This window comes from Moritella sp. 24 (genome assembly GCF_018219155.1).
Taxonomy (GTDB): Bacteria; Pseudomonadota; Gammaproteobacteria; order Enterobacterales; family Moritellaceae; genus Moritella.
On sequence record NZ_CP056123.1, the window covers coordinates 915,601 to 939,733 of the forward strand.

The following is a 24,133-nucleotide window of genomic DNA, read 5'->3' on the forward strand; positions in this document are numbered from 1 at the left end:
GATATTGCTATAGGTATTGAAATTATTAACGATTATATAAATAATATTATGACTTATTGCTTAGCGTTCATTACCACCACGATTATTAACACTGTTATTACAACGGTGGGATGACACGTAGGGCTAAGACAGTAATGATAAAAAAGCCCGTTACCATTTAGGAACGGGCTTTTTTGTATCAACAAGGAGCAAAGGATGCGAGTTTTAAAATTTGGCGGTACGTCGTTAGCAAATGCTGAACGATTTGCCTGTGCAGCGGATATATCAGTCAGTAACATCGAGCAATCACAAGTTGCACTCGTGTTATCTGCACCAGCAAAAGTGACTAATAACTTGGTTGCGGCTGTACAACAAACGGTTCGTGGCCTTGATGCAGAGTCATCACTTGAAGAAATCGACAGTATTTTTAAGGCGTTAATCACGGGCTTAAAAGTACAATATACCAACTTCAATGACGAACTGGCATTAACGCAGGTTGCAACATCATTAGCGACATTAAGAGAATACTTACATGGCGTTAAATTGTTATCACAGTGCCCTGAGAATATTGAAGCTAAAATTTTAAGCACAGGTGAAAAGCTAAGTATTGCTTGCATGGAGCAACTGTTATTAGCGCGAGGCTTTAAAGTTGAAGTGATTATTCCGCAAGACAAGCTTGTTGGACAAGGTAGCGTATTAGAAGCATCTGTTGATATTGATGCATCACGTGCTCGTTTCGAACAAGACCCAATTAAAGCAGATCATATCTATTTAATGCCTGGTTTCACCGCGGGTGACGAACAAGGTAATACGGTAGTACTTGGCCGTAACGGTTCAGATTATTCAGCGGCAGTACTTGCAGCTTGTTTGTATGCTGATTGTTGTGAAATTTGGACCGATGTAGACGGTGTTTATGCATGTGATCCTCGCCTAGTAAAAGATGCGAAGTTACTTAAAACATTGAGCTACCCTGAAGCAATGGAATTGTCTTATTTTGGCGCGAAAGTATTGCACCCAAAAACAATTGCACCGATTGCTCAGCATCACATTCCTTGTTTGATTAAGAATACTAAAAATCCAGAAGGCGAAGGCACGTTAATCGGTGGCTTAATGTCAAAAACGCAAGCTGAAGTGAAATCATTATCAGAGCTAAGTGGCATGACGATGATTAACGTATCAGGCCCTGGTATGAAGGGTATGGTTGGCATGGCTGGCCGTATATTTGAAACGGTATCGCGTGCGGGTGTATCAATTGCTTTGATTACGCAATCATCATCTGAATACAGCGTGAGTTTCTGTATCCACAGCTATGATGCAGGTAAAGCGAAACTGGCATTGAATAATGAATTCAATTTAGAGATCAGTAACCAGTTGCTTGAACCAATCGAAATGCGTGATGGTTTAGCGATTGTGTCACTGGTTGGTGATGGTATGCGCAAAGCCAATGGTATTGCTGCACGCTTCTTCACTGCATTAGCACAAGCATCGGTCAACCTTGTTGCCATTGCACAAGGCTCATCAGAGCGTTCAATCTCTGCGGTTATTGACGAAAGCAAAGCAAATGAAGCCATTAAAGCATCACACAATATCTTCTTTGGTAAACAACAATACATCGACCTGTTCTTATTAGGTTGTGGTGGTGTCGGTGCGGCATTAGTAGAACAAATTAAACGTCAAAAAGAATTCTTAGCAGAACGTCAAATTGAGATCCGCGTGTGCGGTATCGCCAATAGCCGTCAGATGTTGTTAGATTCAGAAGGTCTGTCATTAACAAACTGGGCAGATGATCTTGCTGCGAGTGATACTGCATTCTCATTAACAGTGCTTGAAGACTTAGTTAAAAACAGCCACATCATTAACCCTGTGATTGTTGACTGTACAAGCAACGATAATCTTGCAAGCCAGTATGTTGACTTCCTTGGTAGTGGTTTCCACGTTGTTGCGGCGAATAAGAAAGCCAATACAATGAGCATGGATTACTACCACGAGTTACGTTTAACAGCGTTAAAAACACGTCGTCGTTTCTTATATGATACTAACGTTGGCGCTGGTCTACCTGTTATCGAAAATTTACAGAACCTACTAAGTGCAGGCGATCAACTAGAACGCTTTAACGGTATTTTATCAGGCTCTATGTCATACATCTTCGGTAAGCTAGATGAAGGTATGAGTTTCTCTGAAGCAACAGCGCAAGCGCGTGATAATGGCTTTACCGAACCGGATCCGCGTGAAGATTTAAGCGGCATGGATATCGCTCGTAAACTGTTAATTATTGCACGTGAAGCGGGCATGGACTTAACGTTAGACCAAGTTGAAGTTGAAGAAGCAATTCCTGCTGGCTTTGATGCAACGGGCACGAATGAAGAGTTTATGGTTAACTTGCCAAAAGCAGATGCTTATTTTGCAGACCTGCAAGCGACCGCTGCTGCTGAAGATAAAGTGTTACGTTACATCGGCCAAATTGAAGACGGTAAATGTAAAGTATCAATCGCAGCTGTACCAGCCTCTGATCCGCTAAACAAAGTAAAAGATGGCGAGAATGCTTTAGCATTTTACAGTCGTTATTATCAGCCAATCCCAATGGTATTACGTGGTTATGGTGCAGGTTCAGAAGTGACTGCAGCAGGCGTATTTGCTGATGTATTACGTACACTTAACTGGAAGCAGGAGGTTTAGTCATGAGTCTTGTTGCATATGCACCGGCTTCGATCGGTAACGTAAGTGTCGGTTTTGATGTGTTGGGTGCTGCGTTAGCACCTATTGATGGCACCTTGGTGGGTGATCGTGTTTATATCGCTGCTACAGATGGCGACTTTGACTTAACATCAAGTGGTCGTTTTGCACATAAATTACCAGATGATTTCCGTGAAAATATTATTTACGATTGCTTTTTAGGTTATGGAAAAGCATTAGAAAAACGTGGTTTAAAAATAAAATCACTGGTTATGGAATTAGAAAAAAACCTGCCAATCGGTAGTGGACTCGGTTCGAGTGCGGCGTCGATTGTTGCTGGCCTAGAAGCGTTAAACGCCTTTCATGATAACGAACTTGATGACAACGAAATGGTGTTGTTAATGGGCGAGTTAGAAGGGCAGATCAGCGGTAGTGTACATTATGATAATGTCGCACCGTGTGCCTTAGGTGGATTGCAGTTGATGCTTGAAGCCAATGGCGTTGTGAGCCAAGCAGTGCCTTGTTTTGATGAATGGTATTGGGTTGTTGCTTATCCGGGTATCAGTATTTCTACCGCTGCTGCACGTGACATTTTACCGAAAGAATACAGCCGTGCTGATTGCTTAACGTATGGACGCAACCTTGCTGGTTTTATCCACGCTTGTTATAGCAAACAAGAAGATTTAGCGGCTGCAATGTTGAAAGACGTGATTGCTGAACCATACCGTGCTCAGCTTATTCCAAAGTTTGATGAAGTGCGTGAATATGCAAAAGATCTCGGTGCATTGGCGACGGGTATCTCTGGATCGGGTCCAACGGTATTTAACGTTATGACTGATTTAGCACAAGCGGAAAAACTACAAGCGTGGTTAGACGCTAACTTTATTCAAAACGGTGATGGTTTCAGCCATATCTGTAAACTGGATAAAGAAGGTGCCCGTATTGTTGGCACTGAATTGTAATAAAAGGTCGTAACGAAGCGCTGTAATAAACAAGTAAGTACTGCATGATTTTCTATTGAATCCGAGTAATAAGGGCTATATGCTCTACTTATGTTCAGGGCTTAGTTGTCAAGGACATGGTTATCAAGATTATCATGCAGGTAGCACAAATGATGTTTTAGGGAATGAACAACAATGAAATTATATAGCATTAAAGATCACGCAGAGACAGTAAGCTTTTCACAAGCTGTAAAACAAGGCATGGGTAAAAATCAAGGCTTGTTCTTTCCAACAGAAATTAACCCGATTGACGATATTGATGCGTTACTAGAGATGAACCTAGTCGATCGTAGTCGTGTTATTTTACAATCACTGATTGGTGATGAATTTAGTGAACAAGTATTACATGAGATTGTTGAGGGTGCGTTTAACTTCCCTGCGCCTGTCGTGAAAGTAAATGACAAGATCAGCGCATTAGAATTATTCCACGGTCCAACATTAGCATTTAAAGACTTTGGTGGCCGCTTCATGGCGCAATGTCTATCTCGTCTGACATCGGGTGAGAAAATTACAATTTTAACTGCAACGTCTGGTGATACTGGCGCTGCGGTTGCACATGCTTTCTACGGCATTGAAAATATCGAAGTTGTAGTCATGTATCCAAAAGGTAAGATCAGCTTCTTACAAGAGCAGATGTTCTGCACCTTAGGTGGCAACATCCGCACGATCGCTGTCGATGGTGACTTTGATGCTTGCCAAGCGTTAATGAAACAATCTTTTGATGATGCAGAACTGCGTCAAGCAATTGGCCTTAACTCGGCGAACTCAATTAATATCAGCCGCCTTATGGCACAAATCTGTTATTACTTCGAAGCATTCGCACAATTACCAAAAGCACAACGTGCACAAACTGTGGTATCAGTACCAAGTGGTAATTTCGGTAATTTAACTGCGGGTCTATTGGCTAAAGCATTAGGTTTACCAGTTAAACGCTTTATTGCTGCGACGAATATCAATGATACTGTGCCGCGTTATTTACAAAGCGGTGAGTGGGATCCAAAAGCAACACAAGCAACGTTATCAAATGCGATGGATGTGAGCGTACCAAGTAACTGGCCACGTATCGAAGAACTCGCGCGTGTTAAAGGCTGGGATTTATCAGAGCTCGCATCTGACTTCTTATCTGATGACGATACAAAAAGTGCGGTGGTTGCGTTATCTGATCAAGGTTACTTATGCGAACCGCATGGTGCGATTGCTTATGATCGTCTTAATGCACAATTAAGTGATGATGAATTCGGTTTATTCTTATGTACTGCGCACCCTGCGAAGTTCAAAGAATCTGTTGAAGATATTCTTGGTCACGACATCGGTTTACCAAAAGAATTGGCTGATTGTGCTGATAAACCAAACTTATCTGTTGATATGGCAAATGATTTTGCGGCATTGCGTGCATTTTTAATGGCGTAGTCTAGCTTTAAGTTGTGTGTTCTCACATTAGTGGGTTTACCTTGTTTTAATGTCATTATTGATGGCACTAAAACAGGGTTTTTTTTTGCCTTTATTTAAGGTCATTAACGTGTTCAATTTAAGATTACAAATGCGTATGAATGCGATTCAAACACAAATGTATTAAAAAAATATGTAAAGGATGTACTGCAATACCAATAATTAGCGCTTGAATATCTTTGATAACAGGGGTAGCGTTACATTTTTGTAGTTTAAATCAAGCTGAATTCAAAATAAGGCATTTATGGGTAAGGTATTAAAAGATCTTCTTGGACAGTTAACATTAGAAACAATCGAAGAGGGTATTTATCGTGGTCAAAGCCAAGATTTAGGTTTTGGTGCTGTGTTTGGTGGTCAAGTCATGGGCCAAGCATTATCGGCAGCAAAAGAAACAGTTTCAGCTGATCGTAAGGTACATTCTTTCCATTCATATTTTTTGCGTGCTGGTGATGTGAAAAAACCCATCATCTATGATGTTGAGAGTATTCGTGATGGCGGTTCGATTACGACGCGTCGTGTTCGTGCGATTCAAAATGGTAAATCTATTTTCTACATGACCGCTTCTTTTCAAATTGAGCGCGATGGTTACGATCATCAAGATCAGATGCCTGATGTGCCACCACCAGAAGAGTTAATGTCAGAACAAGATCATGTTTTGTCATTGCGTGATGAACTGCCTGATGACATTTGTGCGAAGTTTGTGTGTGAAAGACCAATTGAAATGCGCCCTGTGCATTATCTTGATCCACTTAATGAAAAGAAATCTGCGCCAGAGCGTTACATTTGGTTTAAAGCTAATGGTCAAATGCCGGATGATGCACGTATTCATAAATACTTGCTTGCCTATGCATCTGACTTCTGTTTCTTGCCAACAGCATTGCAGCCACACGGCAAAGGCTTTATGAGTCCCAATATGCAAGTGGTTACAATCGACCATTCAATGTGGTTTCACCGTGATTTCCGCATGGATGATTGGTTATTATATGCTGTTGATAGTTCAAGTGCGTCTGGTTCTCGTGGCTTGGTTCGTGGTCGTTTTTTCACCCGAGATGGCAAAATGGTCGCAACCACAATGCAAGAAGGGTTAATTCGTAACCGCGAGATCGCTTAATTACGTACTTAATTACCTAATAGGACAACATTTCGCTAAAAAACGCCGAAATGTTGTTTTATTACGAAAATTTGTGGTCGGGATCATGCTTTCCTGAAATTTATAAACATTTCCTATCCCAGCATATTCGCTTATGCAAAGTTTTCCTCTACAATGAAGTTCGTTTTTTGTTATTAGGAATTCAACCCCGATTATGTCAGTTAGAGTTGCCATTAATGGTTATGGACGAGTTGGACGCAGTGTTGTCCGAGCGTTGTATGAAAGTAACCGTCAGGATGAAATACAGATCGTTGTTATTAACGAACTCGCGGATCCTGAAGCGATAGTACACTTAACTCAATATGATTCGACGCATGGTCGTTTTCCCTTCCCTGTTCAACTGGGCGATAATTTACTACAAATTGAAAATGATTGTATCCACTTAGTTCGCCATCCTGAACTTGCTGACTTACCTTGGCATGAACATGATATTGATATCGTACTGGATTGTACTGGTATCTACGGCACTAAAGCTGACGCCGACGCGCACATTGCAGCGGGCGCTAAAAAAGTTATTTTCTCTCATCCTGCAAGTGCAGATGTTGACGCTACGGTTGTGTTTGGTGTTAACCATGAGCAATTAACGGGTGCAGAAACATTTATCTCTGGCGCATCTTGTACAACTAATTGCATGGTGCCTGTGATACAAACATTAGATGCGGCATTTGATATTAAATGCGGCACGATCACCACCATTCACTCAGCGATGAATGATCAACCTGTTATTGATTCTTACCATTCTGATTTGCGCCGTACGCGTGCCGCAAGTCATTCTATTATTCCGGTTGATACAAAACTCGCGGCAGGTATTGAACGTATCTTGCCAAAGTTTGCCAATAAATTCGAAGCGATTGCAGTGCGCGTTCCAACGTTGAACGTGACCGCAATGGACTTGAGCATTACTGTTAGCAAAGAGGTGACAATTGAAGATATTAACAATTGTTTACACGCTGCTGCAGACACTGAATTAAAAGGGATCTTGGGTTACACCGAGGCTCCGTTGGTATCGATAGACTTTAACCATGATCCACGCTCTAGCATCATTGATGGTAGCCAAACTCGAGTGAGTGATGGCCATTTAGTTAAATTGTTAGCTTGGTGTGATAACGAATGGGGTTTTGCGAACCGTCTACTTGATACGACTTATTACGTCGCTATGCTAGCGAAAAAATAGATTGAAATAAATTTTATAAAATTGATAGATTTAAGGATTGAACGATGAATATTATTAAAATGACAGATCTTGATCTTGCAGGTCAACGTGTATTAATTCGTGCTGATTTAAACGTGCCAGTTAAAAATGGCAAAGTAACATCAGACGCACGTATCCGCGCATCATTACCAACAATCAAACTAGCATTAGCAGCTGGCGCTAAAGTGATGGTTACATCACATCTTGGTCGTCCAACTGAAGGTGAATTTGCACAAGAGTTCTCATTAGAGCCTGTTGTAAACTACCTTAAAGAAGCATTAGAAAATAACGTTGTACTAGCAAGTGATTACCTAGACGGTTTAGAACTAAACGCAGGTGAATTAGTTGTACTAGAAAACGTACGCTTTAACAAAGGCGAAAAGAAAAACGAAGAAGGTCTATCAAAAGCATACGCAGCACTATGTGACGTATTCGTAATGGATGCATTCGGTACGGCTCACCGTGCACAAGCATCAACACACGGTGTAGGCATGTACGCACCAATCGCTTGTTCTGGCCCACTACTAAGTGCAGAACTTGAAGCGTTAGGTAAAGCAATGGACAAGCCTGCTCGTCCAATGCTAGCGATTGTTGGTGGTTCTAAAGTATCAACTAAATTAACAGTGTTAGATTCACTATCAACAATTGCTGACCAGCTAGTTGTTGGTGGCGGTATCGCAAATACATTTATTGCTGCACAAGGCCACAACGTAGGTAAATCACTATGTGAACATGACCTAGTAGGTACTGCACAAGCATTAATGGCTAAATGTGAAATCCCTGTAGCAACAGACGTATTAGTTGCAAGCGAGTTCTCAGAAACTGCTGAAGCAACACTAAAAGCAGCATCAGACGTAAGTGACGAAGACATGATTTTCGATTTAGGTCCTGAATCTGCACACAAACTTGCTGAAATGATCAAAGCAGCTAAAACAATTATCTGGAATGGCCCAGTTGGCGTATTTGAATTCGCTAACTTTGCACAAGGTACTGAAATCGTTGGTCGTGCAATTGCAGAAAGCGATGCATTCTCTATCGCTGGTGGCGGTGACACATTAGCAGCTATCGATCAATTCGGTCTAACTGATGGTATCTCTTATATCTCTACAGGTGGCGGCGCGTTCCTTGAATTTGTAGAAGGTAAAGTACTACCTGCAGTAGCGATGTTAGAAGAACGTGCAAAAAACGCATAACGACTAATTAAACGCTAACAAGTATTAATTAATATCTAATCGTTGTTTTGCTGCTACGGGTTGTAGCGGCAAAAAATATTTTAAAAATTCGTGCTGAATGACTCAGTACTTAAATATGTAAACAATAAGGCTAATATTATGTCTAAGATCTTTGATGTTGTAAAACCAGGTGTTGTAACAGGCGATGACGTGCAAAAAGTTTTTGCAATTGCTAAAGAAAACAACTTCGCTTTACCAGCTGTAAACATGGTAAGCACTGACTCAATCAACGGTACTTTAGAAGCTGCTGCAAAAGCTAAATCACCAGTGATCATCCAGTTCTCACACGGCGGCGCAGCATTCTTCGCTGGTAAAGGTATTGGTCTTGAAGGTCACGGCGGTTCTATCATGGGCGCTATCGCCGGTGCTAAATACGTACACGTTATGGCTGAATCTTATGGTGTTCCAGTTATCATCCATACAGATCACGCGGCTAAGAAATTACTTCCTTGGATCGACGGACTACTAGACGCTGGTGAAGAATTCTTCGCACAAACTGGTAAGCCATTATTCAGTTCACACATGTTAGATCTTTCTGAAGAATCTTTAGAAGAAAACATCGCGACTTGTGGTGAATACCTAGCGCGCATGGCTAAAATGGACATGACAATCGAAATCGAACTAGGTTGTACTGGTGGTGAAGAAGATGGCGTAGATAACTCTGATATGGACGCATCTGAGCTTTACACTTCTCCAGAAGACGTTGCATACGCTTATGAGAAACTAAACGCTATCAGCCCACGTTTCACTATCGCTGCTTCTTTCGGTAACGTACACGGTGTATACAAGCCAGGTAACGTTGTTCTTACTCCAACTATCCTACGTGATTCTCAAGCATACGTTTCAGAGAAATTTGGCATCCCAGCTAACTCTCTAAACTTCGTATTCCACGGTGGTTCTGGTTCTTCAGAAGCTGAAATCCAAGAATCAATCGGTTACGGTGTTATCAAAATGAACATCGATACTGATACACAGTGGGCTACTTGGGAAGGTATCAAGAACTACTACGAAGGTAAAAAAGAATTCCTTCAAGGTCAAATCGGTAACCCGACTGGCGATGATGCGCCAAACAAGAAACATTATGATCCACGTGTTTGGTTACGCGCTGGTCAAACAAGTCTTGTAGCTCGTCTAGAACAAGCTCACAAAGACCTAAACTGTGTAGACGTACTTTAATTTATACAGCAACGTACTTTAATCTTATAAAGATTAAATCGCGTTAATAGTTGTTATTGAGAATGCCGTTCACTTGTTGAACGGCATTTTTTTATCTATCATTCCTGCCCCTTATACCTAGTATCAACGCTTTAGATATTATGCAAATCTGTTAATACGATCCGTTACCTTAAGCGGTTAATACGCTATGCTGTTATCTTATCCCTGTTATTTTTAGCTATATCTTCTAATTGTTTATCTTTAATTATCATCATTAACTATTAATTTTTCGGTTTAACTATGAAAATATATATTTTGAATGTATATTCAGTATTAATGAATATTTAGTTAATTTTAATGTGTCATGCTAACCGCGTGAACAAGGACGGATAACAAGATGGAACAAACAGATATTAGCTCACTGCTGCCGATTGTAATTACCCTCGTATTATCACTCTCTACACGTAATGTAGTGATTGGTTTATTTGCGGGTGTGCTCACCGGTGTATTCATGCTTAATGGACTACAGCCTCTCGACTCATTTGGTATTATGGTTAAAGACCATTTAGTGCCACAATTAACAGACGGTTATAATGCGGGTGTACTCGTGCTATTAGTCTTTATTGGTGGCTTTGTTGCCTTAATGGAACAGTCGGGTGGTGGTCAGGCTTTTGCACAAAAAGTCATGCATTGGATCAGCTCTAAATGCAAAGCGCAATTATCTGCTTGGTTTGGTGGTATTTTTATCTTCTTCTCGGATCTTGGTACACCACTGATTGTTGGTCCTGTGTTCCGTCCACTGTTTGAAAAATTAAAACTGTCTCGTCAAAAACTGGCATTCATCATTGATTCAACATCATCACCTGTGGCGATCCTAATCCCATTTATTGGTTGGGGTGTATATATCATGGGGTTGATTCAAAAAGAGTTCACCGCACTTGCATTAGAAACATCTGATTGGCAGGCATTTATTAATGCTATTCCGTTTCAGTTTTATGCATTCTTAGCCATTTTCATTGTGCCATTAGTCGCGATTAAAAAACTCGATTTTGGACCAATGGCAGAAGCGGAAGCACAAGCGCAAAAGGGTGTATTTACAGGGCAAAGTGAAAACACACTGACGGCGTTTACCCATAAAAATGCCAAACCATCATTTGTATGGGCACCGCTATTAGTCATGGCGGTTGTCTTGATTAGTATGTTAGGCCCATTAGGTTTCCCGTTTGAAAAAGTATCGGGTTCTGCTTTCCGTGCTGCGTTATCAAGTTCGTATTTCTTTGCTGCAATGACATTATTAATCTTAATGGCTTTATACGGTGTGCGTAGCTTAACGGATGGTGTTGCTGTGTACTTAAAAGGTATGGGGAATATGATGCAAGTGGCGATCATATTAGTATTAGCTTGGACATTAAGTGGCATCGGTAAAGATTTAGGGACAGCAGCATATATTGCAGAGCAAGCACAAGGCGGTTTTCCGAGTTGGTTAGTGCCTGCTGTCGCGTTCTTACTTGCGGCTATCATTTCGTTTGCGACTGGTTCATCGTGGGGCACATTCGCGATCATGATGCCACTGGTGATACCAACGGCAGTGGCGATTGATGCACCACTATATGCATGCATAGGCGCAGTATTATCGGGCGGTTTGTTTGGCGATCATTGTTCTCCAATTTCAGAAACTACGATCTTGTCATCAACGGGCGCAGGTTGTGATCAGTTTGAACATTTCCGTACGCAACTGCCGTATGCGTTATTAAACGGTGGTATTGCGTTAATTAGTTTTGTTATAGCGGGAATATTTGAAACAGCGTTAGTGCTTGTTGGTGCGTTATTATTGCAAATGTGCCTTGTGTATTCATTAGCGCAATGGCACGAACATAAGCAAGAAGGTAAAGGACAAGTAAGCGAAGTTTAATTACTTCACTGCTTCCTTAGTGGTGAGAAGGTATATTCTTACCTACTGTAGTGTGTAAATGCGGTTTACTTGTATAGCAGGTAAACCATGTTGCTCGGGAATATAAAAACTAAGATGTCGTCATATAAATAAAACAATGTCGTCATATAAATATAAATAAAAAAAGCCTGTCAGCGCACACTGACAGGCTTTTTTATACTTTCCTTTATCGGAAAGCAGGGGTCTACCTAGCGTAATAAACGCGCACGAATAGTACCGTCAATTGATTTTAGTTTTGCTAAACCACGTTCTGCATGGTCACTTTCAACATCAATGACCACGTAACCAATATCGCCAACTGTTTGTAGATACTGACCAGAAATATTCACACCTTCTTCAGCAAATGCTTGCGTGATCTGGTTTAAGATACCCGGTTGGTTATGGTGAATATGCATGAGGCGACTTGAACCACCGTGTGCCGGTAGTGATACTTCAGGGAAGTTAACTGCAGACAGGGTTGAACCGTTATCAGAATATTTCGTTAGTTTACCTGCTACTTCATAGCCGATATTCTCTTGTGCTTCCTGCGTACTACCACCCACGTGCGGTGTTAGGATCACATTATCAAATTCACGTAATGGAGAGATAAACTCATCGTTATTTGATGATGGTTCTACAGGGAATACATCAATTGCTGCACCTGATATTTTCTTGCTTGCTAGCGCAGACGCCAGTGCATCAATATCAACAACCGTACCACGAGAAGCATTGATGAAAATAGCACCTTGCTTCATTTGAGCGAACTCAACTTCACCCATCATCAGTTTAGTCTGAGGGGTTTCTGGTACATGTAGTGAGATAATATCTGACGTTGCTAATAGATCTTGTAAATTCATGATCTGCTCAGCATTACCTAAAGAAAGCTTTGTTTCAATATCATAATACTTAACGCGAAGACCTAAGTTTTCTGCCAAAATACTTAACTGAATACCAATGTGGCCATAGCCAATAATACCCAATTGTTTGCCACGCGCTTCATAAGAACCGGTTGCTGATTTTAGCCATTCGCCACGGTGTGCTTTTGCATTTTTCTCTGGGATGCCACGTAATAATAGTAGGATCTCGCCAAGTACGAGTTCAGCAACACTACGGGTATTAGAGAACGGGGCATTAAATACAGGGATCGCTGCTTTTTGAGCTGCAGCAAGATCAACCTGATTAGTACCAATACAGAAACAACCAATACCAACTAGCTTTTCTGCAGCAGCAATGACGTTTTCATTTAAATGTGTACGGGAGCGAATACCAACGAAATGGACATCTTTAATTTTTTCACACAGTTCTTCTTCACTCAATGCTGTCTTAATAGACTCGATATTGGTGTAACCGGCATTAGTAAATGTATCTACTGCACTTTGGTGTAGTCCTTCAAGCAGTAATATCTTGATCTTATCTTTCTGAAGAGAGAAGTTGGTCATGTAAATTCCTTTATCACATATTTCGCAAATCGCACTAATTTTATTTATTTTATAAATAGAACTAATTGCTAAAGTAGCAGGTTTTTTTTCATTAGTGAATGTTTGTGACGAAAATCAAAGAAAATAGTTAATTTGTGATTTACTGCTGCTTGATTTGCTTCAGGATTTGTACTTTAAGGCTATAAAAATGTTTATCTATCAAATATTGTTGAATATAACTAATTGTTATACTTATATAATATCTCGTGTGATTTTGTTTGAAGGGAGATCGAGTTGGTGTCGTTAGATAACACCAACCCAAAATTATTACTTAGTTACTTTAACGCCATTTTGCGTACCAGCTAGCACAACATCAGCGCCACGAGCAGCAAATAGACCATTTGTTACTACACCTACTAATGCGTTGATTGCGATTTCTAATGCTTTTGGATCAGCGATCTGCATGTTGTAAACATCCAGAATAATATTACCGTTATCTGTGATAACACCTTCACGATAAACCGGATCACCACCTAGTTTCACTAATTCACGTGCTACGTATGAACGTGCCATTGGGATCACTTCCACAGGCAGTGGGAAATCACCTAATACATCTACATTTTTAGTATCATCAATAATACATACAAATGTTTTAGCAACCGCAGATACAATCTTTTCACGTGTTAGCGCTGCGCCACCACCTTTAATCATGTTGTTGCCGCCATCAATTTCATCTGCGCCATCAACATAGATATCAAGTTGTGCAACACTGTTTAAATCGAACACTTCAATACCTAACGCTTCTAAACGCTGAGTTGATGCGATTGAACTTGAAACTGCGCCTTGAATGTCTTCGCGAATAGTACCTAACGCATCAATAAAATGATTAACGGTTGAACCGGTACCCACACCAACGATACTGCCTTTTTCAACATATTCTAATGCTGCCCAGCCTGCTGCTTTTTTTAATTCATCTTGAGTCATGTTATATCCATTTTTTATTGAGTGGCGTGATACTTGATCGCGTAGTTTACGCTTCTGATTATATACTTAAAATCCCCTAATATGCCAATGACCTATACATAACAAAATGGCAATAATAGAAGTTAATTAAAGGCTAATGTTCTTGATGGTGTCATTATTTCTTTAATTGGCATATCCCAAGGTGCAATAGGCAAGTTGTCATGTTGTTGGCAATCGTGTGCCAAGCCAATGACGTAAGGTGGTTGCTGGTTGTGACGTACAAATTGGTGTTGTGAAAACGTGCGATCATAATAGCCGCCTCCCATACCTAAACGATTACCGACTAAATCAAAAGCCACCAACGGGCTGCACACTAAATCTAAGTCGAGATAAGGGATCACTTGAGTCACATCGAGCTTAGGTTCACTGATGCCGTATTTATTTTTGATTAATGGCGTAGTAGGGGTAAGACGGGTAAACAATAATTGCTTGTGACTAAATGGATGTAGAATAGGAATGTAAACGTGTTTGTTTTGCTGCCAACACCAGTTGATGACCGCTTGGGTATCAAGTTCGCCATCATTATGTAAATAAATAGCAATGTGTTGGGCGGATTGAACGTGGATATGCTGGCTAAACTGACTAACAAGATCATGACTAGCCTGTTGCTGCTGCAAAGTGGAAAGTTGCTGGCGGCGATGGCGTATTTGTTGTCTTATTTCAGTGCGAGTGATTGCGATAGTGTGTGTTATATCTGACATAAACAAGAGCCCATACTCATTAAAATCGATGATGGATACTTTCGGTAATAGATTATGTTAACACAAGAAAAGGGCCCCAGGGTGCGGCTACAAGGTTTAGTCCTGAACCAGAAGGTTCAGGTTGGCTATTCAAGCTATTGCGTCAGGCTTCTCAGTACGAGCTGAGCTTGCACAATGGCAACAGGAATGAAAGCCTATAAAGTGTGATTATCGGCTCAGGGACATAACCCGCATACCAATCACCCCAGGGTTATTTGGTTATACTGCAGATGGCTTTTTATCAATATTATTATTGATTTTGTTATCAACCAAGGCACGTTCAATCGTGTCTTGTAATAACTGAATACGATCATCTACGGTATTTGTATATTCTGTTGTCTTTTGGCGTTCTTTACGAAGTTCATGACAAAAATTTAACGCCGCCATTACAGCTAAATGTTCTAAATTTTTGATATTCGTCTTCGATTGTATCTCTTCTAACTTACTATTGAGCACAGCAGCTGTTTGATGAAGTTCATCGACTTCTTCGCTTGGACTACCTACTTTAAAGTGGCGACCCAATATTGCAATATCAACCGCAGTTGTACTCATGGCTATGCTCTAAGTTATCTGGCTACAAGGGCTATATCAAGCACCTCGGCTGATACGTCTGGAATGACTATATCTTGCAATAGTGAGCATTGCAAGGGCTTATCGAATCGAAATTTTGAGTTGCGGATCGAGATTAATCAAGTTGTCCATAAATCCAGCAGCTTAGTATATATATTCGAGTGTATACGTGGGTTAATCGGTATGTAATTCGGGTGTTTACAGTGTAAAACTAGTCCTTGAAGTTAACTATTTTACTCTAATTTACCCAGCGATTTGACCGTTATCACAACACAGAATAACGGCCATCAGGAATGGCTACGACCCGGTTGTATTTGTCGCTAAAATCGGTTTAGGCAATGTAATGTCTATTTCTTGTTCAGCATTTTTTTGTGTCGTGAGGCGTTTATTTTTTGCTTCAACTTTAGCTAACCACAATAAAGGCAAAACAATGAACGCTGTACCGATCGCCATCCCCATATCTGGAATTTCATCAAACCAAATCAGACCCACAGCAACAGCGCCTAACAAACCGCTGTATTCTGCACTGGCAATTTTGCTCGCTTCGCCTGAACGGTAAGCCATGACACAAAAACCTGCATAAATAAGGATAAACAAAGTTGAACCAGCAGCGGTTAACATTGGTGCTAAATCCCACGGTTTACCTTCGAATACGGCGAGTCCAAGTGACGCAGGCATACCGACTAAATTCGTTAATAGCAGTGTTTGAAATACAGTTTGATGTTTTGGCAGTTTACGGATGAGTAAGTTATTTGCCGCAAGCGTAAACGCCACCACGATCGCTGCTGTGGCTGCCCAGTCAATTTCGGTCGGACGGATCACGATCAACACACCAATAAAACCAAATACACCCGCACCAATAGAATGCACGGTGAGTTTTTCTTGAAACCACATCATTGCCATTGGCAGCATGATTAAAGGGGCAGCATAAAAGATCGCATTTGCGGTTGCCAGTGGCATTGCATTAAGCGAGTAAACCATGAAGATAGCGCCTAGTAGCCAGATGTGACCACGTACCGCATGCCATTTTAGTCCATCAACCAGACTTTTCTTGCTGCTCTTTAAGCAAAATGGAATTAATAGCAGTACCGCAGTGAACTGTCGGAAAAATACAAATTGATAAACAGCAACATCTTCCGATAATGTCTTGATTAAGGCATCAGAAAAAATAGCAATTACGTTACCAATAATTAGCAATGTCATTGCTAAGCCGACAGTCATTTGGGGCATGGGGAGTTCCTACCTATATAAAGTAATATACAGCAAACAAGGCTGCGTTATTGAAAAGAGAAAGTGTGACCTGGCTAGCATATTCCAAAACCGATGATGAAGTATAATGATAAAAATACTTTTAGTATGAGCTAAACTAATAATGAAACTTCCCCCGTTACGTGCACTGCAATGTTTTGAAGCGGTAGCCCGTTTTAACAGTTTTTCAAAAGCAGCTGACCAACTTAATATTACGCAAAGTGCAGTGAGTCATCAGGTACGTTTATTAGAAGAGCACTTGGGTGAATCTATGTTTCACCGCAAGGGACGGACTTTGTCATTAACGAATATGGGCGAGCGTTATTACGAAGAGGTGAGTCAGTCATTAGCGAACATATCCACGGCCAGCCAACAGATCCGAGAGGGTAAGTCGGGCAAGATCCGTTTAGCCTTATATAGTTCATTAGCAGTAAAGTGGCTGATCCCACGGTTAGACAATTTACGACAACAATATCCCGAGATCGACTTGTCATTAAACATGGTTGCGGATGAACCTGATTGCAGTGATCAAGTGGCCGATTGTTTTATTACCGTGAACCCGCCGAAACGTAACTTTGTGAGTCAGTTTTTGTATGCCGAACGTTTGTATCCAGTGTGTGGTAAAAAGATCTGGCAGCAGATCCAAGATCAATCGCTACCCGAAGCATTATGGCAATACCCGTTATTGTCGGTGCAATCTGTGTTTCCCGATGATGAACTTGGAGAAGATTGGCAACGCTGGTGTGAGTTAGGCGGATTTTCGTTACCCGCAGAAGCCAAGATGAACTACTTTAGTCACATGCTTATGGCGGCAGAAGCAGCGCGCTATGATCAGGGCATAACTTTACTTAATCATTATTTGATGAACGATCAGGATAGACAGCATAACTTTGTGCGTATCCCTATGCACGAGATCTTAACGGGTGATAACTTCTATTTTGTGTACAAAAAATCACGGGCGAAACAAACGGATATTTTGAAACTTGGTCGCTGGCTTGAACAACAATGCTATGACCAAGAACAGTAGGGCAGGATAAGGTAACGTACCCATAATGGTTAAAAGTGATTAAGGACTGGGCAGCGTGGCAGAGGCATTCGTTTGGCTATGGTCTTGATCTGGGTGAAATGCTAATATAATAGTCATTATTCTAAATACATTAATCTATTGGTAAGGTCCTCACATGGATAAAGTTAAACTTCCTCTTTTTGCTGACGTAAATGCGCAGTTACAACAAAGTGATTTATTAGTGAACCCTGCCGATGTGCACGGTGTGATCTGTGGTCTATTATGTGGCGGCGTTAAGCTAGACAGCAAAGCATGGTTGGCTCCGTTTGACGAGTTAATCAACGAAGGCCTTGGTATTCCTGATTCACTTGAATCAATACTGGCTGACGTTTATAACGGCAGTGAAGCAGCACTAAAAGACATGACATTAGGCTTTGAACTGTTGATCCCTGATATGGACCAACCGTTAGAAACGCGTATGGAAGCATTAGCTGAATGGGTACAAGGTTTCCTTGGCGGTTTTGGTATGGTGCACTCAACATCAACGAAAGCCAGCGATGACGTAAAAGAACTGATTGCTGACTTCGCTAGTATCGCGCAAATGGACGTTGATACTGACGATGACAGCAACGAAGCGGAAGAAGCCTTTTACGAGATCGTAGAATACGTTCGTATGGGTGCAACATATTGTTTTAATGAATTAAGTGACGGTGACGTTAAAGCTGCACCTGTGCTACATTAATCATTAGTTGTTGTGATTTACTGATAACGGTAACGATAGTGCCGTTATCAGATAAAAAAATGATTTATCGCAAGCGCACCTAAAAGGATACTTGTTATAACAGGTGTTATGATGAGGTTAGGCTGCCGCCCGTTGTTATCGTTATTTGTAGTGATAACGATTAATGATAGATTGTTGTAGATAGATTTAGGTAAATAGGACAAGGAGTGTTTTATGTCTTTAATAAACAAGTTAACGGCAAAGCTGAGCAATAAGTCACCCGCTTCAGCAGACCCTATCATCTTGCCAGAAACGGCTTTTACCCACGAACAGCATGCACAGCGTAATACAGAATTTAGCCAGCGTTACCACGCTTATACCAACCCACAACAAGCCTTTGAATTTTGTCGAGCACAAGCCGATGAAGGTGTTGTTATGGCCCTGTATTTATTAGCGCTGCAATATGAGCAAGGTGATGGTCAGCAAACGTATTTAAGCCAAGCGGTTAACTGTTATCAACGTGCAGCTGATTGTGATCATCCTGAGTCGTTGTTTAATTTAGCGTTATTGCAATTACAAGGGCAACTGGGTAAACCAAATTCAGTCCGTGCATTTAGCTATTTTGAGCAAGCCGCTAAATTAGGTTTAGTACAGGCACAGTATAATTTGGCCAGTATGTTGGATCAGGGATCTGGTTGTTTTCAAGATCAACAAGCGGCATTTGATTGGTACAACAAAGCGGCTGCGCAAGGGTTTACCCAAGCGTGGCAGAACATTGCGGTGATGTACTACCGTGGTGAAGGCGTTGATAAAGATAAATTAAAGGCGTATGCCTGGACATTATTAGCAGCAAAAGCAGGTGTTGAAGAAGCGGTTGCTGCAGAACCAGAGATGACACAAGCGTTAAACTCGACCGAAATATTGGTGGGTAAAGCGCAATTTGATCACTTACAGCAAGGCTTTTTAGCTTACTTGCCAATCGAAACCCGATTTGAAGGTTAACAGCGTTTGATTGTTCGACCTTATCGGCTTTTGTTATAGTGTCATCGTTTTTTAATTTCAATAACTTGTTAGGATCGAAATGTCAGTGGTTGAATATGATATTGCAATTGTTGGGGCCGGTATGGTCGGTGCGACACTTGCGCACGCAGTAAGCCAAATTAAACGCGAAGATGGGTGTCAGTTATCTATTGCATTAATTGATGCAAATCCGCCTACAACCAGTAACCATCCTGGTTTTGATGCACGTGTCATTGCGCTATCTTACGGTTCACAACAGATCTTAACGCAGTTTAACTTGTGGGATAAGATCGCTCCTACAGCGACAGCCATTAAACATATTCATGTGTCTGATCGTGGTCACTGGGGTTTTACACGTCTTGATCACAGTGAATATAATATTTCCGCATTAGGGCAAGTTATTGAGCTGCAAACCACTGGGCACATTTTACAACAAGATCTGGCTAGTACTGACAATATAAAATGGTATTGCCCAAACCAGCTCGTTAGCCTAGATCGTCAAATCGATCATACCGACCTAACCCTTGATGACGGCCAGCAATTACGCTGTAAGTTATTAGTCGGTGCCGACGGTAACAACTCAATGGTTCGTCAGTTAACGAATGTGCCAATTGAAGTCACTGATTTTGAACAAACAGCGATCATTGCCAATGTGACCACAAGTAAAGCCCATGAAAGTAAAGCTTACGAGCGTTTTACTGACACGGGGCCATTGGCATTATTACCAATGACAGATCAACGCAGTTCATTAGTATGGTCTGTACGTACAGATGAAGTTGGCGCGATCATGGCATTAAGTGATGATGCATTCTTATCTCGCTTACAACAGCGTTTTGGTTATCGTTTAGGTAAATTTATTAAAACGGGCCAACGTTTTTCTTATCCGCTGTTGTTAACAGAAGCGTTAGAACCAACTCAACATCGTAGTGTTGTGATTGGTAATGCAGCACATGCCTTACACCCAATTGCAGGGCAGGGTTATAACTTAGGCCTGCGCGATGTGGCAGTATTGCATCACCAAATTGAACAAGCGTTTTTAGCCGAGCAAGACTTGGGCGACCAAGCCGTGACTAAAGGTTATTGGAAAAAACGTCAAGGCGATCATCAAACAACGATTTGGATGACGACGTCATTAGCGACCTTATTTGCGAATAACTATGCACCGCTGGTGGCAGGTCGTAATTTAGCCCTGCATACCATGGGTTATAAACCAGAATATAAACGCGTATTAGCACGCCAAGCACTTGGCGCGTTCAAGCTATTTTAAGCGCTTTAACGTTATTTAACTCTTTTAGAGCTTAGTATTAGAATTAGGATTTTATATGCAATCTTATGATATTGCGGTTGTTGGCGGTGGCATGGTTGGACTTGCTTTTGCTGCAGCGTTAAAGGAAACCACCCTTAAGATCGTGGTTATTGAAGGTAATGAGATTAATCGTGAATTAGGTGAATCGCCTGAATTACGCGTGAGCGCGCTAAGTCGTGCAAGCCAAAACATATTACAAAACTTAGATGTGTGGTCTGGTATCGAAAGCCGCCGCCATCAAAGTTATGACGCAATGCAAGTGTGGGATCGCAATGGCTTTGGTCATATCGATTTTGACGCAGAAGCATTGATGACAGACAGCTTAGGTCATTTAGTTGAAAACAAAGTGATCCAATTAGCACTGTTAGAGCAAGTTGAAAAAGCCAGTAACATTACCTTATTAACAGGTACACGTATTAGTAAGCTAAGCCGTGGCGATAACGCTGGTTGGTTAACGCTAGAAGGTCAAGAACCAGTTTATGCGAAGTTAATCGTGGGTGCTGATGGTGCGAATTCGTGGACGCGTTCACAAGTGAAAATTCCGCTGACGACATGGGATTATAATCACCATGCAATCGTTGCGAATATTCGTACTGTTGAACCGCATCAATCTTGTGCTCGTCAGATCTTTAATCCAGAAGGCCCATTAGCGTTTTTACCGTTATGGCAACCGGATCTGTGTTCGATCGTATGGTCATTACCACCCGAACGCGCAACAGAATTATTGGCAATGGACGACGCTGAGTTTAACAAACAGCTTACCGTGGCTTTTGATGGTCGTTTAGGCTTATGTAAAGTGGAAGGTCAGCGTCAAGCATTCCCGCTTAAAATGCGTTATGCCCGTAGCTTTGCTGCCGAGCGTGTGGCATTAATTGGTGATGCAGCCCATACCATTCATCCATTAGCCGGGCAGGGGGTGAACCTTGGTTTACTCGATGCCGCGAGTCTGGCGCAATGTGTACTTGAAAACCACCTTGCCAATAAAGACTTAGGAACACATGCTAACTTGCGTAAATTTGAACGCTGGCGTAAAGCTGAAGCAGCAGTGATGATTTCGAGTATGGAAGGACTAAAACGCTTATTTAGTGGTGGTCATCCTGCCAAGCGTATTTTCCGTGATATTGGTTTAACGCTATCGAATACATTACCTGGGCTAAAGCAAACTTTCATTAAACGTGCGATGGGTTTGGATGGTGAGCTACCTGATCTCGCGAAATCAGATCGCACTCGCTGAGCCAGTTCACATAATTATTAAATAGTGTAATTAATCAGCGTCGATTATTCGACTTGAAATGAGAATAACTAATGTAAACGCCCTGTTTGCATTAGTTATAATAATGTGAAAGGTGTTGGTTTTAATCATAATACTAGTCTAATAATTGTTAATATAGCTCTTACTTGGTAATACCAACTGCTTTTGTTCATTTTTTTGTGATCTACAACGTCATTAGCCCCCTCAAATAACTTTTTCCTCTATTTAAGTGTTAGCCTTGCGCGCATTATTATTTGTTTAATCATTAGATTTTCTATTCTTTAAATATTTTTAACGGATGCTATCTAAGGGTATAATCAAATTATTATCATGTAATAGGCTTTACATGAAAGACAACAAAGCAATTTTACTTGATCCCAAAGTCTTGATTAATAACTGTCAATTAAAGGAATTATAGAATGGCTCAACAAACAGTACTGTTCCCGAAGCACGTAGAAGCAGGGGCAAAAATGGTGGACTTTCATGGTTGGGATATGCCAATCAATTACGGTTCCCAGATTGCTGAACATAATGCTGTACGCGAAGATGCGGGTATGTTCGATGTGTCACACATGACCATCGTTGATATCAAAGGCTCTGACGCTAAGTCGTTCTTACGTTATTTACTTGCCAATGATGTGGCAAAATTAACTGTTTCTGGTAAAGCTCTTTATACCGGAATGTTACAACAAGATGGTGGGGTTATTGATGACCTTATCGTTTACTTCTTCAATGATGAATACTACCGCCTCGTGGTAAATTCAGCTACTCGTGTTAAAGATCTAGCATGGATCAACAAACAAGCTGCAGAGTTCTCTGTAAACGTAACTGAATTACCTGAACTGTCTATGATTGCAGTGCAGGGCCCGAAAGCAAAAGAAAAAGCCGCTACTGTATTCACAGCTGAGCAAAACGCTGCTGTTGAAGGCATGAAGCCTTTCTTTGGTGTACAAGCGGGTAGTTTGTTTATTGCTACAACGGGTTATACCGGTGAAGCAGGTTATGAGATTGTCGTTCCACAAGAAGAAGCTTGCGATTTATGGCAGAAGCTTGTGGACGCAGGTGTTCAACCAGCAGGTTTAGGCGCACGTGATACGTTACGTCTAGAAGCTGGTATGAACCTTTATGGTTTAGATATGGATGAAACTGTATCGCCGCTAGCCGCTAACATGGGCTGGACGATTGCTTGGGAACCACAAGAACGTGACTTTATTGGTCGCGCAGCACTAACAGCTCAAAAAGCTGAAGGTACTGACAAACTTGTTGGTTTAGTGCTTGAAGCAAAAGGTGTATTACGTACTGGTCAAAAAGTCGTATTCACTAATGCAGCAGGCGAAGCATGTGAAGGTGTTATCACAAGTGGTAGCTTCTCACCAACGTTAGGTTTTAGTATTGCATTTGCACGTGTTCCAGCATCAATCGGTGAAACGGCTGAAGTTGAAATGCGTAAAAAGTTTGTACAAGTTGCAGTGACTAAACCAGCGTTCGTTCGTAATGGTAAAAAACTAGTTTAGTGCTACGTTTGATTTAACTGAAAATTGTATGACGTCAGCTGGATTACACAAGTTCTACTTATAAGGAACAGTAATTCAGTGTCTACAGCGTTACCAAATAAAAACATAATCATTTAAGTAAAAGACAAAAGGAATTTCAACAATGAGTAATATCCCAGCTGAACTAAAATATGCATCTTCACACGAATGGGTTCGTAACGAAGGCGACGGTACTTACACTGTCGGTATTTCTGACCATGCTCAAGGCCTTTTGGGTGACATGGTATTCGTTGACTTACCAGACGTAGGTGATGAAGTTGAAGCAGGCGAAGATTGCGCAGTAGGCGAATCTGTTAAAGCTGCATCAGACATCTACGCGCCAATCTCAGGTGAAGTTGTAGAAATTAACGAAGAATTAGAAGATTCTCCAGAGTTAGTAAACTCGGATGCATTCACTGAAGGTTGGTTATTCCGTATCAAAGCATCTGACGAGAGCGAGTTAGAAAACTTGCTAGACGCTGATGCTTACGCTGCGTCAATCGAAGACTAATTGTTGTTGAAACCCTGAGCTTGCC

The 24,133-nt window shown here is 41.3% G+C and carries 20 protein-coding genes and 1 other RNA gene; 15 read left to right on the forward strand and 6 right to left on the reverse strand.

The window, feature by feature from the left end:
• The first annotated feature begins 195 nt into the window (after positions 1–195).
• From thrA to HWV00_RS04255, 8 genes are all read left to right on the forward strand, one after another.
• On the forward strand, positions 196–2,655 hold the full coding sequence (gene thrA, locus HWV00_RS04220; protein WP_211684898.1) for a bifunctional aspartate kinase/homoserine dehydrogenase I: 2,460 nt from the start codon (positions 196–198) through the stop codon (positions 2,653–2,655).
• A gap of 2 nt (positions 2,656–2,657) precedes the next feature.
• The gene (thrB, locus tag HWV00_RS04225) at positions 2,658–3,614 is read left to right on the forward strand and encodes a homoserine kinase (RefSeq protein ID WP_211684899.1); all 957 of its coding nucleotides are present in this window, start codon (positions 2,658–2,660) and stop codon (positions 3,612–3,614) included.
• A gap of 174 nt (positions 3,615–3,788) precedes the next feature.
• Positions 3,789–5,063, forward strand: coding sequence for a threonine synthase (gene thrC, locus HWV00_RS04230; RefSeq protein ID WP_211684900.1), 1,275 nt, complete (start codon positions 3,789–3,791; stop codon positions 5,061–5,063).
• 283 nt (positions 5,064–5,346) lie between these two features.
• Positions 5,347–6,213 (forward strand): acyl-CoA thioesterase II, encoded by an 867-nt coding sequence (gene tesB / locus HWV00_RS04235; RefSeq protein ID WP_211684901.1) that lies wholly within the window; start codon positions 5,347–5,349, stop codon positions 6,211–6,213.
• Between the two features lie 193 nt (positions 6,214–6,406).
• Positions 6,407–7,426 carry an erythrose-4-phosphate dehydrogenase gene (gene epd / locus HWV00_RS04240; RefSeq protein WP_211684902.1) on the forward strand — a complete coding sequence of 340 codons (1,020 nt, stop codon included), beginning with the start codon at positions 6,407–6,409 and terminating at the stop codon, positions 7,424–7,426.
• 44 nt (positions 7,427–7,470) lie between these two features.
• Positions 7,471–8,637 (forward strand): phosphoglycerate kinase, encoded by a 1,167-nt coding sequence (locus HWV00_RS04245; protein ID WP_211684903.1) that lies wholly within the window; start codon positions 7,471–7,473, stop codon positions 8,635–8,637.
• A 138-nt stretch (positions 8,638–8,775) separates the two neighbouring features.
• Complete coding sequence (fbaA, locus tag HWV00_RS04250) at positions 8,776–9,852, forward strand: class II fructose-bisphosphate aldolase (RefSeq protein ID WP_211684904.1); 1,077 nt, start codon at positions 8,776–8,778, stop codon at positions 9,850–9,852.
• Between the two features lie 376 nt (positions 9,853–10,228).
• Entirely contained in the window at positions 10,229–11,743 is a 1,515-nt protein-coding gene (locus HWV00_RS04255) for a Na+/H+ antiporter NhaC family protein (RefSeq protein WP_211684905.1), read from the forward strand.
• Between the two features lie 227 nt (positions 11,744–11,970).
• Here HWV00_RS04255 and serA read toward each other — a convergent pair whose 3' ends face one another.
• The 6 genes from serA to HWV00_RS04285 form a co-directional block, all read right to left on the reverse strand.
• Complete coding sequence (gene serA / locus HWV00_RS04260; RefSeq protein WP_211684906.1) at positions 11,971–13,200, reverse strand: phosphoglycerate dehydrogenase; 1,230 nt, start codon at positions 13,198–13,200, stop codon at positions 11,971–11,973.
• Positions 13,201–13,506: 306 nt separating this feature from the next.
• On the reverse strand, positions 13,507–14,163 hold the full coding sequence (gene rpiA / locus HWV00_RS04265) for a ribose-5-phosphate isomerase RpiA (protein ID WP_211684907.1): 657 nt from the start codon (positions 14,161–14,163) through the stop codon (positions 13,507–13,509).
• 122 nt (positions 14,164–14,285) lie between these two features.
• A complete protein-coding gene (locus tag HWV00_RS04270) occupies positions 14,286–14,903 on the reverse strand; it encodes a 5-formyltetrahydrofolate cyclo-ligase (protein WP_211684908.1) in 618 nt (205 codons plus the stop codon).
• 69 nt (positions 14,904–14,972) lie between these two features.
• A non-coding RNA gene (gene ssrS, locus HWV00_RS04275) (6S RNA) lies at positions 14,973–15,157 on the reverse strand.
• A 4-nt stretch (positions 15,158–15,161) separates the two neighbouring features.
• Positions 15,162–15,494 (reverse strand): cell division protein ZapA, encoded by a 333-nt coding sequence (gene zapA / locus HWV00_RS04280; RefSeq protein ID WP_211684909.1) that lies wholly within the window; start codon positions 15,492–15,494, stop codon positions 15,162–15,164.
• Positions 15,495–15,809: 315 nt separating this feature from the next.
• Positions 15,810–16,742 carry a DMT family transporter gene (locus HWV00_RS04285; RefSeq protein WP_211684910.1) on the reverse strand — a complete coding sequence of 311 codons (933 nt, stop codon included), beginning with the start codon at positions 16,740–16,742 and terminating at the stop codon, positions 15,810–15,812.
• Between the two features lie 142 nt (positions 16,743–16,884).
• Here HWV00_RS04285 and HWV00_RS04290 point away from each other — a divergent pair, with 142 nt between their 5' ends.
• The 7 genes from HWV00_RS04290 to gcvH all read left to right on the forward strand — a co-directional run bounded on the left by HWV00_RS04290 (position 16,885) and on the right by gcvH (position 24,108).
• The gene (locus tag HWV00_RS04290) at positions 16,885–17,787 is read left to right on the forward strand and encodes a LysR substrate-binding domain-containing protein (RefSeq protein ID WP_211684911.1); all 903 of its coding nucleotides are present in this window, start codon (positions 16,885–16,887) and stop codon (positions 17,785–17,787) included.
• A gap of 154 nt (positions 17,788–17,941) precedes the next feature.
• On the forward strand, positions 17,942–18,508 hold the full coding sequence (locus tag HWV00_RS04295; protein WP_211684912.1) for a UPF0149 family protein: 567 nt from the start codon (positions 17,942–17,944) through the stop codon (positions 18,506–18,508).
• A gap of 213 nt (positions 18,509–18,721) precedes the next feature.
• Positions 18,722–19,489 carry a tetratricopeptide repeat protein gene (locus tag HWV00_RS04300; RefSeq protein ID WP_211684913.1) on the forward strand — a complete coding sequence of 256 codons (768 nt, stop codon included), beginning with the start codon at positions 18,722–18,724 and terminating at the stop codon, positions 19,487–19,489.
• Positions 19,490–19,568: 79 nt separating this feature from the next.
• Positions 19,569–20,774 (forward strand): 2-octaprenyl-6-methoxyphenyl hydroxylase, encoded by a 1,206-nt coding sequence (gene ubiH, locus HWV00_RS04305; protein WP_211684914.1) that lies wholly within the window; start codon positions 19,569–19,571, stop codon positions 20,772–20,774.
• A 55-nt stretch (positions 20,775–20,829) separates the two neighbouring features.
• Positions 20,830–22,047: an FAD-dependent 2-octaprenylphenol hydroxylase gene (locus HWV00_RS04310; RefSeq protein ID WP_211684915.1), complete on the forward strand. Its 1,218-nt coding sequence runs from the start codon at positions 20,830–20,832 to the stop codon at positions 22,045–22,047.
• A 437-nt stretch (positions 22,048–22,484) separates the two neighbouring features.
• Complete coding sequence (gene gcvT, locus HWV00_RS04315) at positions 22,485–23,579, forward strand: glycine cleavage system aminomethyltransferase GcvT (RefSeq protein ID WP_211684916.1); 1,095 nt, start codon at positions 22,485–22,487, stop codon at positions 23,577–23,579.
• 142 nt (positions 23,580–23,721) lie between these two features.
• Entirely contained in the window at positions 23,722–24,108 is a 387-nt protein-coding gene (gene gcvH / locus HWV00_RS04320; protein WP_211684917.1) for a glycine cleavage system protein GcvH, read from the forward strand.
• Positions 24,109–24,133 lie beyond the last annotated feature (25 nt).

What these genes read in the sequence shown, in the direction of transcription:
- HWV00_RS04285 (WP_211684910.1), bottom strand. Translation starts at nt 16,742, where the DNA reads ATGCCCCAAATGACTGTCGGCTTAGCAATGACATTGCTAATTATTGGT.
- HWV00_RS04255 (WP_211684905.1), top strand. Translation starts at nt 10,229, where the DNA reads ATGGAACAAACAGATATTAGCTCACTGCTGCCGATTGTAATTACCCTC.
- rpiA (WP_211684907.1), bottom strand. Translation starts at nt 14,163, where the DNA reads ATGACTCAAGATGAATTAAAAAAAGCAGCAGGCTGGGCAGCATTAGAA.
- fbaA (WP_211684904.1), top strand. Translation starts at nt 8,776, where the DNA reads ATGTCTAAGATCTTTGATGTTGTAAAACCAGGTGTTGTAACAGGCGAT.
- HWV00_RS04245 (WP_211684903.1), top strand. Translation starts at nt 7,471, where the DNA reads ATGAATATTATTAAAATGACAGATCTTGATCTTGCAGGTCAACGTGTA.
- HWV00_RS04310 (WP_211684915.1), top strand. Translation starts at nt 20,830, where the DNA reads ATGCAATCTTATGATATTGCGGTTGTTGGCGGTGGCATGGTTGGACTT.
- epd (WP_211684902.1), top strand. Translation starts at nt 6,407, where the DNA reads ATGTCAGTTAGAGTTGCCATTAATGGTTATGGACGAGTTGGACGCAGT.
- thrB (WP_211684899.1), top strand. Translation starts at nt 2,658, where the DNA reads ATGAGTCTTGTTGCATATGCACCGGCTTCGATCGGTAACGTAAGTGTC.
- HWV00_RS04270 (WP_211684908.1), bottom strand. Translation starts at nt 14,903, where the DNA reads ATGTCAGATATAACACACACTATCGCAATCACTCGCACTGAAATAAGA.
- HWV00_RS04290 (WP_211684911.1), top strand. Translation starts at nt 16,885, where the DNA reads ATGAAACTTCCCCCGTTACGTGCACTGCAATGTTTTGAAGCGGTAGCC.
- gcvH (WP_211684917.1), top strand. Translation starts at nt 23,722, where the DNA reads ATGAGTAATATCCCAGCTGAACTAAAATATGCATCTTCACACGAATGG.
- thrC (WP_211684900.1), top strand. Translation starts at nt 3,789, where the DNA reads ATGAAATTATATAGCATTAAAGATCACGCAGAGACAGTAAGCTTTTCA.
- thrA (WP_211684898.1), top strand. Translation starts at nt 196, where the DNA reads ATGCGAGTTTTAAAATTTGGCGGTACGTCGTTAGCAAATGCTGAACGA.
- serA (WP_211684906.1), bottom strand. Translation starts at nt 13,200, where the DNA reads ATGACCAACTTCTCTCTTCAGAAAGATAAGATCAAGATATTACTGCTT.
- HWV00_RS04295 (WP_211684912.1), top strand. Translation starts at nt 17,942, where the DNA reads ATGGATAAAGTTAAACTTCCTCTTTTTGCTGACGTAAATGCGCAGTTA.
- zapA (WP_211684909.1), bottom strand. Translation starts at nt 15,494, where the DNA reads ATGAGTACAACTGCGGTTGATATTGCAATATTGGGTCGCCACTTTAAA.
- gcvT (WP_211684916.1), top strand. Translation starts at nt 22,485, where the DNA reads ATGGCTCAACAAACAGTACTGTTCCCGAAGCACGTAGAAGCAGGGGCA.
- tesB (WP_211684901.1), top strand. Translation starts at nt 5,347, where the DNA reads ATGGGTAAGGTATTAAAAGATCTTCTTGGACAGTTAACATTAGAAACA.
- HWV00_RS04300 (WP_211684913.1), top strand. Translation starts at nt 18,722, where the DNA reads ATGTCTTTAATAAACAAGTTAACGGCAAAGCTGAGCAATAAGTCACCC.
- ubiH (WP_211684914.1), top strand. Translation starts at nt 19,569, where the DNA reads ATGTCAGTGGTTGAATATGATATTGCAATTGTTGGGGCCGGTATGGTC.